Annotated in this window: 18 protein-coding genes; 12 read left to right on the forward strand and 6 right to left on the reverse strand. The window is 34.1% G+C overall.

The genetic code is table 11. The features are described 5' to 3' along the window. Positions 1 to 17 precede the first annotated feature (17 nt). Positions 18 to 779: a hypothetical protein gene (locus tag AC22L0_RS16635; RefSeq protein WP_000973895.1), complete on the forward strand. Its 762-nt coding sequence runs from the start codon at positions 18 to 20 to the stop codon at positions 777 to 779. A 29-nt stretch (positions 780 to 808) separates the two neighbouring features. Here AC22L0_RS16635 and AC22L0_RS16640 read toward each other — a convergent pair whose 3' ends face one another. Further along, on the reverse strand, positions 809 to 1,240 hold the full coding sequence (locus tag AC22L0_RS16640) for a DUF3997 domain-containing protein (protein WP_487272356.1): 432 nt from the start codon (positions 1,238 to 1,240) through the stop codon (positions 809 to 811). 131 nt (positions 1,241 to 1,371) lie between these two features. On the opposite strand from AC22L0_RS16640, the gene AC22L0_RS16645 reads away from it, so the two are divergent. The 3 genes from AC22L0_RS16645 to AC22L0_RS16655 all read left to right on the forward strand — a co-directional run bounded on the left by AC22L0_RS16645 (position 1,372) and on the right by AC22L0_RS16655 (position 2,709). Next, positions 1,372 to 1,827, forward strand: coding sequence for an RDD family protein (locus tag AC22L0_RS16645; protein WP_000769098.1), 456 nt, complete (start codon positions 1,372 to 1,374; stop codon positions 1,825 to 1,827). 211 nt (positions 1,828 to 2,038) lie between these two features. Next, positions 2,039 to 2,128 (forward strand): hypothetical protein, encoded by a 90-nt coding sequence (locus AC22L0_RS16650; RefSeq protein ID WP_000145650.1) that lies wholly within the window; start codon positions 2,039 to 2,041, stop codon positions 2,126 to 2,128. 71 nt (positions 2,129 to 2,199) lie between these two features. Next, positions 2,200 to 2,709: an SDR family NAD(P)-dependent oxidoreductase gene (locus AC22L0_RS16655; RefSeq protein ID WP_000218410.1), complete on the forward strand. Its 510-nt coding sequence runs from the start codon at positions 2,200 to 2,202 to the stop codon at positions 2,707 to 2,709. A gap of 65 nt (positions 2,710 to 2,774) precedes the next feature. Here AC22L0_RS16655 and AC22L0_RS16660 read toward each other — a convergent pair whose 3' ends face one another. After that, positions 2,775 to 3,875, reverse strand: coding sequence for an ABC transporter ATP-binding protein (locus AC22L0_RS16660; RefSeq protein WP_000818931.1), 1,101 nt, complete (start codon positions 3,873 to 3,875; stop codon positions 2,775 to 2,777). Between the two features lie 263 nt (positions 3,876 to 4,138). Between AC22L0_RS16660 and malL the strand changes: the two genes are divergently transcribed. Next, on the forward strand, positions 4,139 to 5,815 hold the full coding sequence (gene malL, locus AC22L0_RS16665) for an oligo-1,6-glucosidase (RefSeq protein WP_000415178.1): 1,677 nt from the start codon (positions 4,139 to 4,141) through the stop codon (positions 5,813 to 5,815). Between the two features lie 46 nt (positions 5,816 to 5,861). Here the strand turns inward: malL and AC22L0_RS16670 are convergent, their stop codons facing one another. Continuing rightward, the gene (locus AC22L0_RS16670) at positions 5,862 to 7,622 is read right to left on the reverse strand and encodes an alpha-glycosidase (RefSeq protein WP_087967376.1); all 1,761 of its coding nucleotides are present in this window, start codon (positions 7,620 to 7,622) and stop codon (positions 5,862 to 5,864) included. Between the two features lie 323 nt (positions 7,623 to 7,945). Between AC22L0_RS16670 and AC22L0_RS16675 the strand changes: the two genes are divergently transcribed. The 4 genes from AC22L0_RS16675 to malR all read left to right on the forward strand — a co-directional run bounded on the left by AC22L0_RS16675 (position 7,946) and on the right by malR (position 12,718). After that, the gene (locus AC22L0_RS16675) at positions 7,946 to 9,205 is read left to right on the forward strand and encodes an extracellular solute-binding protein (RefSeq protein ID WP_087967378.1); all 1,260 of its coding nucleotides are present in this window, start codon (positions 7,946 to 7,948) and stop codon (positions 9,203 to 9,205) included. 76 nt (positions 9,206 to 9,281) lie between these two features. After that, positions 9,282 to 10,583, forward strand: coding sequence for a maltosaccharide ABC transporter permease MalC (gene malC, locus AC22L0_RS16680; protein ID WP_001194996.1), 1,302 nt, complete (start codon positions 9,282 to 9,284; stop codon positions 10,581 to 10,583). Continuing rightward, entirely contained in the window at positions 10,584 to 11,426 is an 843-nt protein-coding gene (gene malD / locus AC22L0_RS16685; RefSeq protein ID WP_001022608.1) for a maltosaccharide ABC transporter permease MalD, read from the forward strand. Between the two features lie 269 nt (positions 11,427 to 11,695). Continuing rightward, on the forward strand, positions 11,696 to 12,718 hold the full coding sequence (malR, locus tag AC22L0_RS16690; protein ID WP_000219053.1) for a maltose operon transcriptional repressor MalR: 1,023 nt from the start codon (positions 11,696 to 11,698) through the stop codon (positions 12,716 to 12,718). Between the two features lie 13 nt (positions 12,719 to 12,731). Here malR and AC22L0_RS16695 read toward each other — a convergent pair whose 3' ends face one another. After that, a complete protein-coding gene (locus tag AC22L0_RS16695) occupies positions 12,732 to 13,895 on the reverse strand; it encodes an aminotransferase A (RefSeq protein WP_087967380.1) in 1,164 nt (387 codons plus the stop codon). 122 nt (positions 13,896 to 14,017) lie between these two features. Further along, on the reverse strand, positions 14,018 to 14,218 hold the full coding sequence (locus AC22L0_RS16700; RefSeq protein ID WP_000929277.1) for a hypothetical protein: 201 nt from the start codon (positions 14,216 to 14,218) through the stop codon (positions 14,018 to 14,020). Between the two features lie 310 nt (positions 14,219 to 14,528). Between AC22L0_RS16700 and kinB the strand changes: the two genes are divergently transcribed. Further along, positions 14,529 to 15,803 carry a sporulation sensor histidine kinase KinB gene (gene kinB, locus AC22L0_RS16705; RefSeq protein WP_000420369.1) on the forward strand — a complete coding sequence of 425 codons (1,275 nt, stop codon included), beginning with the start codon at positions 14,529 to 14,531 and terminating at the stop codon, positions 15,801 to 15,803. Between the two features lie 38 nt (positions 15,804 to 15,841). On the opposite strand, the gene AC22L0_RS16710 is transcribed toward kinB, so the two are convergent. After that, a complete protein-coding gene (locus tag AC22L0_RS16710) occupies positions 15,842 to 16,591 on the reverse strand; it encodes a DUF3967 domain-containing protein (protein ID WP_000388471.1) in 750 nt (249 codons plus the stop codon). 226 nt (positions 16,592 to 16,817) lie between these two features. Between AC22L0_RS16710 and nucA the strand changes: the two genes are divergently transcribed. Both nucA and comJ read left to right on the forward strand, forming a co-directional pair. Beyond that, complete coding sequence (gene nucA / locus AC22L0_RS16715) at positions 16,818 to 17,252, forward strand: DNA-entry nuclease (RefSeq protein ID WP_000811494.1); 435 nt, start codon at positions 16,818 to 16,820, stop codon at positions 17,250 to 17,252. A 36-nt stretch (positions 17,253 to 17,288) separates the two neighbouring features. Beyond that, on the forward strand, positions 17,289 to 17,678 hold the full coding sequence (comJ, locus tag AC22L0_RS16720; protein WP_000424030.1) for a competence protein ComJ: 390 nt from the start codon (positions 17,289 to 17,291) through the stop codon (positions 17,676 to 17,678). Positions 17,679 to 17,698: the final 20 nt, after the last annotated feature.

Below are 17,698 nucleotides of genomic sequence, written 5' to 3' on the forward strand. Positions count from 1 at the left end.
GCGTTAGGAGAAATGAAATGATGAAAGCATGGAAAAGTATTTTTGTTTTATGTAGTTTTCTTCTTATGTTAAGTGGTTGCTTCCATCAAGAAGAAAAGAAAGCTGAACCGAAGAAGAAAGAATCTATTCCTGAAACAAAAGAATATGGTGGGCGTGAGCTGAAAAAAGTAGGACAAAAAGTGAAAGAAACAGGATGGGGTACTTTTAAGTTAGAGCAGATGCATTCTGTGAATCAAACATTTGAAGTAGCGCCAATGAAAATTCACGTACAAGATGTGAAAGTAATTTCTTTATCACAGATGAGTGAAAAGGCAAAAAAAACATTGAAAGTATACACGGCACTAACCCCTGAAGAAGTAAAACGGAGATTAGGGGATAAAGTAAGCCAAGAAGATGCAGAATTATATGCATCGCTAAGTGGAACAGAGATTAGTAATACAATTCGTTACGTTGAGATTACATATAAAGTGGAGAATACCGGAAATAAAAATATGCAATTTTTCTCTATGAATGATGTTATGATTAATGGTAAGCAACATTTTAAAGTAGCCACTCAAAACTTTTTATATGACGAAGATACGTTAGTTGGTACAAAAAATGTATCAAGAGAAGACTATAAGCCTGGTGAAACAAGAGATGGTATTATTGGTTTAATACTTGACGATGGAAAAGACAAGGTAAAGGATATTCAGTTTACAACTGATGATTTACTTGCAGGAGATTCAGAAACACAAGATGTTGTAAAAGAGCCACAAACGTTTAACATCTCACTAAAATAATGTAAGGCAAAACAGTCAGCATTCAAATATTATGCTGACTGTTTTTTTATTTCTTTTATGTATGAATCTACATTTTGAAAAGGCACCTTAATTTTAAACGCATCTTTTTGTTCATTAAATTGCTTTTCATTGTAGGGACCGAAACGTTTATTGTGCTTTACGTCAATAATCCAATAATGTTCACTTTTTTTATTTGCAATTGCTGCGTCAGGGTTATTCGGATCTGATTTTTTCTCGGTTTGTTTTGCAATAATGTATTTATCATCCCAAGCAATGTCTGTAATTTTTGCAGGGATGTATTGTGTGGCATATACAGCATCTTGCGAGGGGAAAAGTTCAAATGCATTTCCAGAAGTACGTATGAGTTCGTATTCATCGTTAACCGTATAAGTTAAGTGACCTGTGTTTCCTGCACAACCAGTTAATAGGAAGGCGACGAATAGGATTATCCATTTTTTCAATATGGGAACCTCCTTTATAATGCTATTGTAACAAATTGTACAAGAAAAGTAAGAGAAAGGCTAGTTTACAATGTTTTTTAGAAGTGGTACGATGAGACGGGTAAAGAAGGATATGAAGGAGTCGACATAAAATGAAGTTAAAGATGCATCGTCCAGCGCTTGTAATGAATCGCATAGGTGCTTCCCTAATTGACATGTTTTTAATCTCGGTTATGTATGGTGTAGTAGTAGCTATTATGACCGGAAACTATAGTGCTATGTTTAAGCGCTTTAATATAAGCTTAGGTGATTTTAGATATGATTTCGCAGTAGTTTTTATATTAATGGCGATATATTTTATTGTGTTACCCTTTATTTGGAACGGTGTTACACTTGGAAAAAAGGTAACGAGAATAAAATTAATTTCATTGAAGAGTGAAAAGCTAACGTTGCAAACATTAATTATAAGATTTTTTGTAGTGTTATTACCGAACGTATTGCTATTAGGAATTCCATTAATATGTAATATATATATGATGTTGTTCCGCAAAGATAATTGTGGTTTTCAGGATTTAATTACAAAAACGAAAGTAATAAGTCTTGTATAATGAAAAAAAGACCTTTTTATATATAAAAGGGTCTTTTTGATTTTATAAGTATATGGGGAATGTTTACAGTAAGGAAAAGCTAAAATGTGTTAATTCTATTTATAATAGATTGAAAATTAAGAAAATGATATAATGATTAAAAATAATATCTTTATTCCGCCATATTGGGGCTGATTAAAATTTCACTTTATATAATAAGGGGGAGATTAAAATGACTGGAGGTAGTGTAATCTTTTGGGGGATTTTAATTTTCATCGGTTTAGTTTTCGATCAGCGTAATAATAAGAAAAAAGAAGGATAAAAAGTAAACGTTTACAAGTAAAATAGCAATTTTTCTTGCTTGCAGATTAATCTTATAAAGGAGTATACTGAATGACGGTAAGACTTATAGAAGGGGTAATGAAAATGAAGCTTGCAGGAAAAGTTGCTATCGTAACTGGCGGTGGCATCGGTATTGGACGTAATACAGCTCTTTTGTTGGCTAAACAAGGCGCAAAAGTTATTGTGACGGACATTGATCAAGAGAGTGGACAAGCAACAGTGGAGGAAATTATGAATCTAGGCGGAGAGGCACTTTTTGTATCCTATGATATGGGAAAGCAAGGAGATTGGCAACGCGTTATTAGCATTACTTTGAATGCATTCAGTCGCATTGATATGCTTTTTCAAAATGCAGGTTTATATAAAATAGATTCTATTTTTTCTCGCCAACAAGAGAACGATTCCAATGTACTTTGTATTAATGACGTTTGGATAGAGATAAAACAATTAACGTCATCTTTTATGAAACAGCAAGAAGAAGTGGTGCTTAGTGATTTACCGATTTTCGGTATTATTAGCACAAAAGGACAATCATTTCATACAGTAGAAGCCCTAGTATAATAATAAAAACCGCCCTCAATATATGTGGACGGTTTTTTTGTATGTGTATAGTAAAGATAAATTTTTTAGCGAATACGTTGTTCAGTTTGGTTATCAAAGAAATGTGCTTTATTCATATCAAATGCTAATTTAATTTGATCACCAGGTGAAAATGTATGTCTTGCATCTACACGTGCTGCAAAATCTTGATTTCCAAGTTTCATATATAAAATGGATTCAGCACCTAATAATTCAGCGACTTCAATTTTTGTTGTGAAGGCAGTAGATTGCGAAGCTTCTAAAAATAGTAGTTCATCATGAATGTCCTCTGGGCGAATACCTAAAACAATTTCCTTATTTACATAGCCTTGTTCACGTAGCATCTTCATTTTTCCTTCAGATACTTTAATTTTTATAGTATTGTCTATAACGAAATCGGTTTCAGTCAATTTACCACGGAAGAAATTCATCGCTGGTGAGCCGATAAATCCACCCACGAAAATGTTTTCTGGCGTTTCGTATACTTCTTTTGGAGTTCCAATTTGTTGGATTTTTCCATCCTTCATAACGACAAGACGCGAAGCCATAGTCATTGCTTCTGTTTGGTCATGTGTTACATAAATTGTTGTTGTTCCAAGGCGATGATGTAGCTTAGAAATTTCTGAGCGCATTGCAACACGGAGTTTAGCATCTAAGTTTGATAATGGTTCATCCATTAAGAAAACTTTTGCATCTCGAACGATTGCTCTACCTAACGCAACACGTTGGCGCTGTCCACCTGATAATGCTTTCGGTTTTCTATCTAAATATTGTTCAAGTCCTAAAATTTTTGCTGCATCTTTCACACGACGATCGATTTCATCTTTTGGTATTTTTCGAAGTTTTAATCCAAATGCCATATTATCATATACACTCATATGTGGATAAAGAGCGTAGTTTTGGAATACCATAGCGATATCTCGATCTTTTGGAGGAACATCATTCATTAGTTTACCATCAATTGAAAACTCGCCTTTTGAAATATCTTCAAGTCCAGCTACCATTCGTAATGTTGTAGATTTTCCGCATCCAGAAGGACCGACAAATACAATAAATTCTTTATCTTGAATGTGTAAATTAAAATCAGTTACAGCTGTTACGTTATTATCATATATTTTATAAATGTTTTCTAATTTAAGTTCTGCCATGGTATTTCCCCCTAGAAATAAATTATGCAAACGTTTTCTTTGAGTTCATTATAAACGAATAGATTCAAAAAATAAATAAAAAAATAAAACGTTTTCATTTATTGGAGATTTATTAGTGGTTTTCATATGTTTTCTTAGAAAAAGAACAATAAAAATTGTAAGCGCTATTTTAAATTGAGATAGAATCTGTTATCATTCATTAATGAAAACGTTTGCGCCTTAAAAAAGAGAAAAATGAATGATGAATGAAATGGGGTAGCATAATGGAAAAACAATGGTGGAAAGAAAGTGTAGTATATCAAATTTATCCTCGTAGCTTTATGGATAGTAATGGTGATGGTATAGGAGATCTTCAAGGGATTATTTCAAAGCTAGATTACTTAAAAGAGTTAGGGATTGATGTGATTTGGTTATCACCAGTCTATGAATCTCCAAATGATGATAATGGTTATGATATAAGCGATTATTGTAAAATTATGAACGAGTTCGGAACAATGGAAGATTGGGATGAGCTATTACATGAAATGCATGAACGTAATATGAAACTTATGATGGACTTAGTTGTTAATCATACTTCGGATGAACATAATTGGTTTATTGAATCACGTAAATCAAAAGATAATAAATATAGAGATTACTATATATGGCGCCCTGGAAAAGAAGGGAAAGAACCGAACAACTGGGGAGCTGCTTTTAGTGGATCTGCATGGCAGTATGATGAAATGACGGATGAATATTATTTACATCTGTTTTCTAAAAAACAGCCAGATTTAAATTGGGATAATGAAAAGGTAAGACAAGATGTTTATGAAATGATGAAGTTTTGGTTAGAAAAAGGAATTGATGGCTTCCGTATGGATGTTATTAATTTTATTTCTAAAGAAGAGGGATTACCAGCTGTTGAAACAGAAGAAGAGGGGTATGTTTCAGGTCATAAGCATTTTATGAACGGTCCAAACATTCATAAATATTTACATGAAATGAATGAGGAAGTATTATCGCATTATGATATTATGACGGTTGGTGAAATGCCTGGTGTAACGACAGAAGAAGCGAAATTGTATACTGGAGAAGAACGAAAAGAGTTGCAAATGGTATTCCAATTTGAACATATGGATTTAGATTCAGGAGAAGGTGGAAAGTGGGATGTAAAACCATGCTCACTTCTTACTTTAAAAGAGAATTTAACAAAGTGGCAAAAAGCATTAGAGCATACCGGATGGAATAGCCTTTATTGGAATAATCATGATCAGCCTCGCGTTGTATCTCGTTTTGGTAATGATGGAATGTATCGCATTGAATCAGCAAAAATGTTAGCGACAGTTCTTCATATGATGAAAGGAACGCCATATATTTATCAAGGAGAGGAAATTGGAATGACGAACGTTCGATTCCAATCAATTGATGAATATCGAGATATTGAAACGTTAAATATGTATAAAGAAAAAGTGATAGACCATGGTGAAGATATAGAAAAAGTAATGGAATCTATTTATATAAAGGGTCGTGATAATGCTAGAACTCCGATGCAGTGGAATGATCAGAATCACGCTGGATTTACAAAAGGTGAACCTTGGATTACTGTAAATCCTAACTATAAAGAGATTAATGTGAAACAAGCAATCCAAGATGAAGGTTCAATTTTTTATTACTATAAGAAATTAATTGAACTACGCAAAAATAATGAAATAGTTGTGTATGGATCATATGATTTAATATTAGATAATGACCCTTCTATTTTTGCTTATGTAAGAACATATGGAGATGAAAAACTACTTGTCATTGCAAACTTTACTGCGGATGAAAGTGTATTTGAAATGCCTAAGGATATTAGTTATAGTGAATCAGAGTTATTTATACACAATTACGATGTAGAAATCGGATCAATAGATAACATTCCATTACGTCCGTATGAAGCGATAGTGTTCAAATTGAAATAAGAAAAAGCCTTATGCCATTTCGAACTTGGCATAAGGCTTTTTTGGATTACCATTTTAATATGGAGAATCCATATGGAGGAAGTGTAACTTGTAATACACTTGCTTCCGCTGAAAATTCTTCGTTTGTATAAATGTTAATTATTTTCTTACCAGTAACATGAAGAGGGAGTGAAACTGTAACTTCACTATTAGTAGGGTTTAAAACGAAAAAGATAGTTTCATCCTCATATGTTTTCGTATAAGAAATATAATTATGTTCATCATTTGCTTCGATGAATTGAAAAGTACCATGTCCTCCAAATGCTTTATGTTGTTTACGTAATAAAATCAATGTTTGTATATGGGTAAATAATGCATGATCTTGTTCTTTAGTATCCCAAATCATACATTTACGGCAATCAGGGTCCATGCCGCCATCCATACCAATTTCATCCCCGTAATAAATACAAGGAGAGCCGATGAAAGAAAGATGGAATACATAGAGCAATTTCAACTTATTTTTATCTCCGTTGCATGTTGTTAAAATTCTTGGAGTATCATGGCTGTCTAATAAATGAAATGCTGCTTCATTTACATTCATAGAGTAGGAATGTAGAGATTCTGTAATTTGCTTCATGAATTCACTTGCTTTAATGGAATCGTTAGCAAAGTAAGAAAGTAGAGCATTTGTAACAGGATAGCTCATGACAGCATCAAATTGATCGCCTTGTAGCCACGGAAGGGCATCGTGCCAAATTTCTCCCAAAATATATACTTCAGGATTTAGTGTCTTTATTTCAGTTCGGAATTCTCTCCAAAAGTTGTGATCGACTTCATTGGCGACATCAAGGCGCCAGCCATCTATATTGAATTCTCGTACCCAATAACGTCCTACTTCAAGTAAGTATTCTTTTACATCTGGATGAGCTGTATTTAATTTAGGCATATACGGTGTAAAGGCGAAAGTATCATAATTTGGAAGTGGTTCGGTTATAATCGGAAATTCATGAATGTGGAACCACTCTTTATATGCGGACTTCTCACCATTCTCTAGTACGTCTTGAAATTTCTCGAAAAAGTATCCACTATGATTAAACACAGCATCGAGCATTACTTTTATACCGTGCTTATGACATTCTTCAACGAGCTCTTTAAAAGTTTCTTTCGTCCCAAATTGTGGGTCAATTTCCATATAGTCAATTGTGTCATATTTATGGTTTGAATGAGCTTTGAAAATAGGTGTGAAATATATTCCGGAAATGCCAAACTTAACAAGGTAATCAAGGTTTTGAATAACACCAGAAAAATCTCCGCCGAAAAAATTAGTTGGAGTTGGATTCGCACTTCCCCAAGGAAGGGTGTTTTCTGGATTCAGCGTACTATCGCCATTAGCGAATCGCTCAGGGAAAATCTGATACCAAATGGTGTCTTTAATCCAAGATGGTGCTTTGAATACATCATCTGCATGAATAAATGGAAAACAGAAAAAGTTACCAACATCATCATTTGGAATGCTAGAAAAGAATCCTCGCTCTGCATAAATAAGAGTGTCTGTTTCAGATTTTAATTCAAACCCATAACGTAAGCGCTTAAATTTTGGTTCAATTGCAATGGACCAATAATCAAATAATGCAGTAGAACCCGTTTTTTTCATGGGTGTACTTGCTGATATCCATTTCCCGTCTTTCCATTCGTAAGGATCACCGTAAATAAGATCGGCGCTTTGAATATCATCTCTCTTAGTACGTACTCGGATGTGAATTGTTTGTTCATCATAAGCGTATGCATAATTATCTTTCGGCCTATGATAAATGGCTTCTTTAAACATATAGAAAATCCCCCTTCAATATCTCTATACATAGTATTCCCTTAAGTGTAATAATAAAGCCTGTATTGCAAACGATTGCCTTTCTCGTAGCTTTAATATTGCTTATAAGAGTAGTATTCATTTTATATAAAGTCAATGTATAAAGAGTATAATGACATAATTTTTAAATTAATATTTGCAAAATGAATAAAAGAATGTATAATGATAGACAAATAGCGCAAACGTTTTCATAGATTGAGATATTGTTTGCGCTTCAATTAAACTATTAAATGCAAACGTTTTCAGTTACTGAGGTACATAGACAATTTAGGGAGGTTTTTGGGATGAAGAAAGCATTATCATTATTAACGGTTTCAGCATTATCTATTGGTATGTTATCTGCATGTGGACCGAAAGATTCAGGGAAAAAAGAGGAAAGTAAAGCGAAAAAAGACTATGATCTTCTTGTTTGGGAAGATGATAAAAAAGGTGTTGGTTTAGAACCAGCAGTGAAAAGCTTTGAGGAAAAATATAAAGTAAAAGTAAAAGTTGTTGAAATGCAAATGACAGATCAAGTGAAGAAGTTACGCCTTGATGGGCCAGCGGGGACTGGACCAGATGTTGTAACATTGCCACACGATCAAATCGGAAATGCAGTAACAGAAGGTTTACTTTCTGAAGTGAAAGCAGATGATGCTGTAAAGAGTAAATTTACTAATTCATCAATAGAAGCACAGACATATAATGGGAAATTATATGGTTTACCAAAAGCAATTGAGACACCAGTCTTTATTTACAATAAAAAACTAATGCCAAAAGCGCCAGAAACGATGGACGAGCTGTTTAACTTCTCAAAAGAATTTACGAAAGATGGCAAGTACGGATTTTTAGCATTAGGAGATAACTTCTACTTTGCTAATGCATTCATGGCAGGTATGGGCGGTTATGTATTTGGTGAAAAAGATGGAAAGCCAAATGCAAGTGATGTTGGATTAAATAATAGTGGAGCAGTACAAGGTGCTGAATATCTTCAAAAATGGTACAAGGAAAAATTATTCCCAAAAGGTATTATCGGTGAATCAGGTGGGCCTGCTGCTGATGGACTATTCAATGAAGGAAAAGCAGCTTCTATCATGAATGGCCCATGGGCGTTCCAAGCAATGGAAAAGAACGGGATTGATTATGGCGTTGCTCCAATGCCGAAATTACCAAATGGTCAACCAATGAAAACGTTTGTTGGGGTTAAAGGATGGCATGTAACAAGTTTCTCTAAACAAAATGATTTAGCTACAAAATTCACTGAGTGGGTAACAAATGAAGAAAACGCAAAAATTCGATTTGAGAAAACAAAAGAAATTCCTCCAGTAAAATCAGTAATGGAAGATCCAATTATTAAAGATAACGAAGCTGCAAAAGCAGTTGCAACGCAATCTGAAAATGGAATTCCAATGCCAAACATTCCAGAAATGCAAGAAGTTTGGAAACCAGCTGGAGATGCGCTTCAATTAGTTGTTACAGATAAAGAGCCACCAAAAGCGGCGCTTGATAGTGCAGTGAAACAAATTAAAGGTAATATTGAGGCAAATCATAACAAGAAAAAATAAGGTGAAATTCGTGCCTCTAATATGAGAGGCACGAATTCTCTCCCTTCCATGTAGGAAGAAAAAAGGGGGAAGGAACATGCAAACATCTATGGAACCAGCAAATGGGTTAAACCATTCAAAGCATAGGAAAATGGCAACCATGTTATCAATCATTCCAGGCGTGGGCCAAATGTATAATAAACAATTTGTAAAAGGTCTTATTTTTCTAGTATTAACAGGTTCTTTTATTGTAGCCTTTGCTGATTTATTAAATATGGGATTATGGGGTATTGTAACGCTTGGTACAGAAGTTCCACGTGACCATTCTGTCTTTCTATTAGTAGAAGGAATCTTGGCCCTTATCGTTATCGCTTTTGGGCTAGGCATATATGCATTTAACTTATATGATGCATACCAAAATGGAAAGAAACGTGATAGCGGAACACCGTTAAATTCTGTAAAAGAGCAATATCGTAATTTGTTAGATCAAGGTTTTCCTTATTTAATGGTTTCACCAGGTTTTCTACTACTTATCTTTGTGGTCGTATTTCCAATCATCTTCGTAATTTTAATTGGATTTACAAACTATGATTTATATCATTCTCCTCCAGCTAAATTAGTAGATTGGGTGGGCTTTAAAAACTTTATTGATATTTTCACTTTACCGATGTGGAGAGAGACATTTGTAAGTGTATTCTCTTGGACTGTCATTTGGACATTCGTTGCAACAACATTACAAGTTGCACTTGGTATTTTCTTAGCGATTATCGTAAATCAGCCTGGTATTAAAGGAAAGGCGATTATTCGAACAATCTTCATTTTACCGTGGGCGGTTCCAGCATTCGTATCTATTCTTGTTTTCTCTGGTATGTTTAATGAAACATTCGGAGCGATTAACAATCAAGTATTAGCTTTATTCGGAATTGAAAAGATTGCTTGGATGACAGATCCATTTTGGGCGAAGATTGCTTTAATTATGATTCAAACGTGGCTTGGGTTCCCGTTTATCTTTGCGATGACAACAGGTATACTGCAATCGATTCCGGGAGAATTATATGAAGCGGCTACAGTAGATGGAGCGACAGCTTGGCAACAGTTTCGTAAAATTACATTGCCACTTGTGTTATATGCAACAGCACCAATATTAATTACGCAATATACGTTTAACTTTAATAACTTTAGTATCATCTATCTATTTAATGGTGGAGGTCCTGCTGTAGCTGGACAAGACGCAGGTGGAACGGATATTTTAATTTCATGGATTTATAAGTTAACGATGACTTCAGCGCAGTACGGAAAAGCAGCAGCTCTTACAATGATATTATCGTTAATTGTTATTACAGTTGCGTTATGGCAATTTAAGAGAACAAAATCATTCCAAGAAGAGGATATGATGTAAATGAATATTAAAAGACAGAAGATGTTACGTCTCTCATTAAGTTATTTAGTTATTTTCGTAATGTGTGCCATCATTTTCTATCCGTTATTATGGATTATTGGCTCATCGTTTAATCCAGGTGATAGTTTATCTGGATCAAGTATTATTCCACAAAATGCAACGTTAGATCATTATCGTAAGTTATTAGATCTAGAGAATAGTAATTACTTACTATGGTATAAAAACACATTAAAAGTAAGTGTTTTAACGATGATTTTCTCAGTGTTAGCAATTAGTTTTACCGCTTATGCATTTTCGAGATATCGTTTTGTTGGAAGAAAAAATGGTTTATTAACATTTTTAATTCTGCAAATGATTCCAAACTTTGCAGCGTTAATTGCTTTATACGTATTAGCTCAATTAACAGGATTAATTGATACACACCTTGCATTAATTTTAATTTATGTAGGCGGGGCTATTCCGATGAATACATGGCTTATGAAAGGGTATTTTGATACGATTCCGAAAGAACTGGATGAATCAGCTCGAATGGATGGAGCAGGACATTTTCGTATTTTTTGGCAAATCATTATGCCACTTGCAAAGCCAATCGTAGCGGTTGTAGCGTTATTTACTTTCATTGGTCCATTTACAGATTTCATTTTAGCGAGTATTATTTTGCGAACACCAGAAAATTATACTTTAGCAGTTGGATTATATGAAATGGTTGCGAAGAAATTCGGTAATGAATTTACAACGTTTGCAGCGGGTTCTGTGTTAATTGCGATCCCAATTTCAATTTTATTCCTATCACTACAAAAATACTTTATTTCTGGTTTAACAGCTGGAGGTACAAAAGGATGAAAAATGGGACATTACGTCCCATTTTTCTTTTCATCTCCCTATAAATAAGTTTATAGGGAGATGAAAAGAGATTTGACATCACATGTGAAAAGAAGTGAAATAAATAGTATATTATAGTATAGGAAAAAATAGCTATATCCCTTACAATACATGAAGAGGGAGAATAGGATTAGTTTTGCAAGATATAAGAAATGAAAGTTTATGACTTGCAATGAGTGCGAGATAAAATATATGAAAAATGGCAGAGAAATGAGAGGAGGGGGATTTTTATGACAGTTACAATTAAAGATGTGGCGAAGCAAGCGAATGTTGCACCATCAACAGTTTCTCGTGTAATTGCTGATAATCCAAGTATAAGTGAAAAGACAAAGCGCCGTGTTAGGAAAGTGATGAGTGAATTAGGGTATCATCCCAATTTAAATGCGAGAAATCTTGCGAACCAAACGACGAAAACACTTGGTCTTGTTATGCCAAGTTCTGCAAGTAAAGCTTTTCAAAATCCATTTTTCCCAGAAGTTATAAGAGGGATTAGTTCATTTGCACACGTAGAAGGTTATGCGCTTTACATGTCGACAGGTGAAACGGAAGAAGAAATTTTTAATGGTGTCGTAAAGATGGTACAGGGACGCCAAATTGGTGGCATTATTCTTTTATATTCAAGGGAGAATGATCGGATTATTCAATATTTACATGAACAAAATTTCCCGTTTGTTTTAATAGGAAAACCATATGATCGAAAAGATGAAATTACATATGTAGATAATGACAATTATACAGCTGCAAGAGAAGTGGCAGAATATTTAATTTCATTAGGGCATAAGCAAATCGCGTTCATTGGTGGTGGATCAGATTTACTTGTAACGAGAGATCGTTTAGCTGGTATGAGTGATGCCTTGAAATTAGCAGACATTGTATTACCAAAAGAATATATTTTACATTTTGATTTTTCGAGGGAAAGTGGTCAACAAGCTGTTGAGGAATTAATGGGACTGCAGCAACCGCCAACGGCAATTATGGCAACGGATGACTTAATTGGACTTGGTGTGTTAAGTGCTCTTTCTAAAAAAGGATTCGTTGTACCGAAAGATGTTTCTATTGTAAGCTTTAATAATGCTTTATTATCAGAAATTGCGAGCCCTCCACTTTCGACAGTTGATGTGAATATTTATCAGCTAGGATATGAGGCAGCAAAAGCTTTAGTTGATAAAGTAGAGAATGCAGAATCCACTGCAAAGTGTATCATTATTCCTCATAAATTACTAAAACGTCAAACTTGTGATCATTATGCATAAAAAAGCTAAGAGTTTAACTCTTAGCTTTTTTCATTAGAAAGGCTTCTAATCGGTCGCAGCCTTCTTTTAAAGTTTCGATACTATACGCATAGGACAAGCGAAGGTAGCCTTCACCGTATTCAGAGAATGCTGTTCCAGGAACTACAGCTAGTCCCGCTTCTTTGACAAGATCAAGTGCAAAATCAAATGATGAAGATGTCAAATGACCAACATATGGGAATAAGTAAAATGCACCTGTTGGCTTTTCAACTGTTAATCCCATTTGAGTGAGTCTATTATATACGTAATCACGGCGTTTTTTATATTGGTGGCGCATCATTTTTGGTGCGTCTTTAGCTGCTGTTAATGCTTCAATTGCAGCGTATTGAGCGATTGAAGTAGCACACGTTACATTGTATTGATGAACTTTTAATATGTGTCCTGCTAAATAACTTGGTGCAAATAAAAGTCCAACACGCCAGCCAGTCATAGAATGTGATTTAGATAAACCGTTAATGACAATTGTTTTTTCACGCATTTCTGGGAAATGAGCGATAGTTGTATGCTTTTGTTCATATACAAGCTCGCTATAAATTTCATCTGAAAGGACGAAAATATTTTTATCTTTTAAAACATCTACAATATCTTTTAGCTCTTCTGTTGATAAAGTTACACCGGTTGGGTTAGAAGGATACGGTAGTACGATACATCTTGTTTTTTCTGTAATAGCATTTTTAAGCGCTTCAGCTGTTAAACGAAATCCAGTTTCACGAACATCTACAAAAATAGGCGTTGCACCGCATAATCGAATAATAGGTTCGTAGCCTGGATAAATAGGAGCAGGTAAAATTACTTCTGTTCCTGGCTCTAAAATCGTTCGGAATGCAACATCAATTGCTTCGCTAGCACCGATTGTAACGATGGTTTCGTTTTCAGGTGAATAATGTAAATCGTAGTTATCTTTTACGAAGTTACAAGCTGCCTTACGTAATTCTAGTAAACCAGCGTTATGTGTATAGCTTGTATAGTTTTCTGTAATAGCCCGTTTAGCCGCTTCTTTCACGAGAGAAGGTGTAGGGAAATCGGGTTGTCCAATTGTTAAAGAAATCAAATTATCATAGTTTTGAATCATGTTAGAGAACTGACGGATTCCAGAAATTTGGATGTCCTTCACTCTAGGGTTAATGAATTGTTCCATTGTATCTCCCTTTCTTCCGTTTGAAAATTAAGTTCATTTTATCATATTTTCTATGATTACGCTTTGTATATGTTATTTAGAAAGAGAGAGAAAAGAGAAAAAAAGCCGCTATAAGCGACTTTTTAATATCCGTATTCCCAATCTATTTCATCTTCATTCCAGAGTACAGAGGATACCTTGCCAAGGTGAACGACTGATTCGTTTACAGCACATGTGCAGTTTTCATCTCCCGCTTTATGCTGTAACTCTTCATATACTGATTTTTCAACATTTTCTAGAACAACCAAATTTTCTTCTTTTAAAACAAGCGTAGTACCCGCCATATTTATCTTCCTCCTACTAAAGTAATGATCACTTATTTGTAAACATAGATAGTATGGATTATATGCTGTATTTTGCTATAATTGTCCGTCTAAAAAAGTATTTTTATATTTTCTTTGTAATCCGTATTCATTGTATACTGCACGAAGGAAATTTGGTACAGGGTTTACAATCATTTCGAAAATCTGTAACAATTATTATGAGTTGTTAACAAAGAATTAACAAATATGTTAAGAAAAATCAAAATTTTAAAACAAATACACCTATAAAATGATATAATCATATCAAAATACATATAGGGGATGAGAGGTTATGGAGCTTATCCGTGATTTATTGATTCAAATTGCCATCATAATTTTGCCACTATTTTTATATGAAGCGATTCGTTTAAATCGCTATCAAGAAATGCCTCCGAAGCCAAATCGTTACTTTATTATGTTTTTATCTAGCGTTACGCTCGTTCTCTCCATGACATACTCTATTTGTTTTGGCAATGTGTGTGGGTATAACTTTCACCCCATTCCAATTGTCAGTGGTTTTTTATATGGTGGGATTGTTGGTTTAATCCCAGCGGTTATTTTTGTTGCATATGAATGGTTACTAAAGGGAATGAGCTTTCTTCCAGTTTTAGAAGTAATATTTCTATTGATAGTTCCGCTATTTTTATCAAAGAAATGGTCTCTTTTTTCAAGGGATAAGAAATTAATTTTAGCATTTATGATTTCATCATTTTATGTGCTTGTTTCTTTAGTATTAGGCATGATTAATGTTCTTTTGGAAACAGGATTTACACCGTATATTTCGCAAATATATAGCGGATTTATATTTGCCTCGCTTATCATGGTCATGACAATGGTATTTCAGGTGTATTTAACTGAATATTTAAATGAAAATGCATTGCTACGTACAGAGATGCAAAAATCAGAAAAGCTTAATATTGTAAGTGAGTTAGCAGCAAGTGTGGCACATGAAGTTCGAAATCCACTAACTGTTGTTCGTGGATTTATCCAATTGCTAGAAAGTACGGAAGATGTGAAGAATAAGGATTATATGCGTCTTGTATTAGCTGAATTGGATCGGGCGGAACAAATTATTTCAGATTACTTAAATTTAGCAAGGCCGCAAATTGAGAAAAAAGAACACATTTGTTTATCAGCCCAATTAATAGAAATGACCACTCTTATGTCGTCATTTGCAGCGATGCAAGGTGTATATTTACAAGTTGAAATTTCAGAAAGTCTTTATACGATTGGTGATAAGACAAAATTGAAGCAAGCTATTATGAATGTTGTTAAAAATGGTATTGAAGCAATTCAAGGAAATAAAGGATATTTAAAAGTAACAGCTATTCAAAAAGATGAAACAATCATAATAAGAGTTAAAGATAGTGGTGTTGGTATGACGAAAGAACAGTTAGCAAGGCTTGGGCAACCATATTATTCTTTAAAAGAAAAAGGGACAGGATTAGGACTTATGGTAACATTTAGTATTTTACAAGCGCATAATGGTACATTGGAATATAAGAGTGAAAGTGGAAAAGGCACTGAAGCAATTATTATATTACCAGCTGTACAAAATAAGGAATAAAAGTTACCGATGAAAGGTAACTTTTTATTTTATATTGTTTATTCATTTGTTTTTTCTTGTTTTGCTCGGCTAAATAAACTTTTAAATGATTGAAAGAAGCTTTGCTCTTTTGAGGCAGCAACCATTCTTTTTGTTTCTTGAATTTCTCGAATAACTTGCATAAGCTGTGCATCACGGTTACTGTCTTTGTTATAAATTTGACTAACAAGTTTATTCATTTTTTCTTCCTGTTTGGATTCTCGTTTATACATATGATTCATTAATAAGTCCATCTTTTCTTTTTGCAGTGCATCTGTTTGAGCGGCGTGATCGACTAACTCTTGAAGCATTTTTTCTTGAGAGCCTTCTTTTACATAAACTTGTTGCATCAATTCGTCTAGTTTCTCATCCTTTAAACGATTTTGTGTAATTAGAGTAGAATTTTGATGAATAATTGCTTCATTTAATTGAGCTAGCATTTCAAGTTTTAACATGAACTCCTCAAAGTTACGCCCATCTTCTTTTTCTTTCGTTTGTATCTCTTGCTTATCTTGTATAACTGGTACAGGTGGGGCCTCTTTTTCTTTTAAAATAATCGGTATCGTTTCTGAAATATCTTCTTGTAATGTAGCAGCTCTTTCGTGTATAGATTTCAATAGTTTTAAATCATCAAGTTTATAAATACGAGCATCAGCTGTTTTGGAAATCATATAACCATGTTCCTCTAACAGCTGACTATATTTGCGAACTATATGTTTTGGGATGCCTGTTTTATTCGTGACATCTTTCGTTTTATAGGTAGCTTCCATCATATTTCCTCCCCAAAAAGTATCGTATATATCATTTCAATCTTTTATGAGGACTTCCTTTGAAAAAGAATGTCGGAAGGCTATTAGTTTTCTACAGCATTAGTGAAAAAATGAAAATTTTTGGCGGAATGGCAAGGAATAACTAAAATAATGTCTGAAAACATATACAGGAGAAGTTTGTTATAATAACGGAGGAAAAGAAACTGGTAGAAACATGGAGGTATACATGAAGCAATTAAAAGGTATTATCATTTCAATTATCGCAATTCTGTCTATTTTAGTAGCAGTTTATGAAGTACTTGTGCCAGAGGAAACAAGTGTAAAGAAAACGAATACGTATGATCAAGTGTTAGAATTTCCGAAAGAACGTTATCCAGAGACAGGAAAACATATTACGGATGCTATAAAAGAAGGGCATTCAGAAGTTTGTACAATCGATCGTGGTGGTGCTGCAGATAGAAGGAAATTGTCGTTAGCACCATATCCATCAAAAAAAGGGTATGATCGTGATGAATGGCCAATGGCGATGTGCAAGGAAGGCGGAAAAGGAGCACATATTGAATATATAAGTCCGGCGGATAACCGCGGAGCAGGCTCTTGGGTAGGGAATAAGTTAGATAAATACCCAGATGGTACGCGAGTAAAATTTGAAGTGAAGTAGTAGTTGTATATTTCATAATGAAGGAGAAGGGGAACTATGGAGTTAACGATTTCTTATTCGCAATTAATGTTGATGAACTATGACGGTGAGCAGCCTTATGTAGATTGGACTGATGAAGATTTTGAAAGAGGTTATGCTAAGGCAGATGGAACTGTTATTTTTGAAGCACTTTCTGATTATACTTGTGAAGTGAAAGTGACCCCAGGGAAACATATTGAAAAAGAAGAAGTAGTTAGAACGATTACGGTTCCTTTTACAGTTGAAAATGAAAGTATCGTTATAACGAGTATTCTTTCTAATAAATTTCAAATACCTATTCCAAATGGTGAGTATACAGTTGTATTACAAGCAATTCCTCTTGAAGAGCCAACGGATGATGAATTATATAAAATACAATATGAATTCTTTTTTGAAAGTAAAGAATAAAAAATGGGTTATCCTGAGAA

The sequence above is a fragment of the Bacillus sp. LQ01 genome, assembly GCF_057624735.1.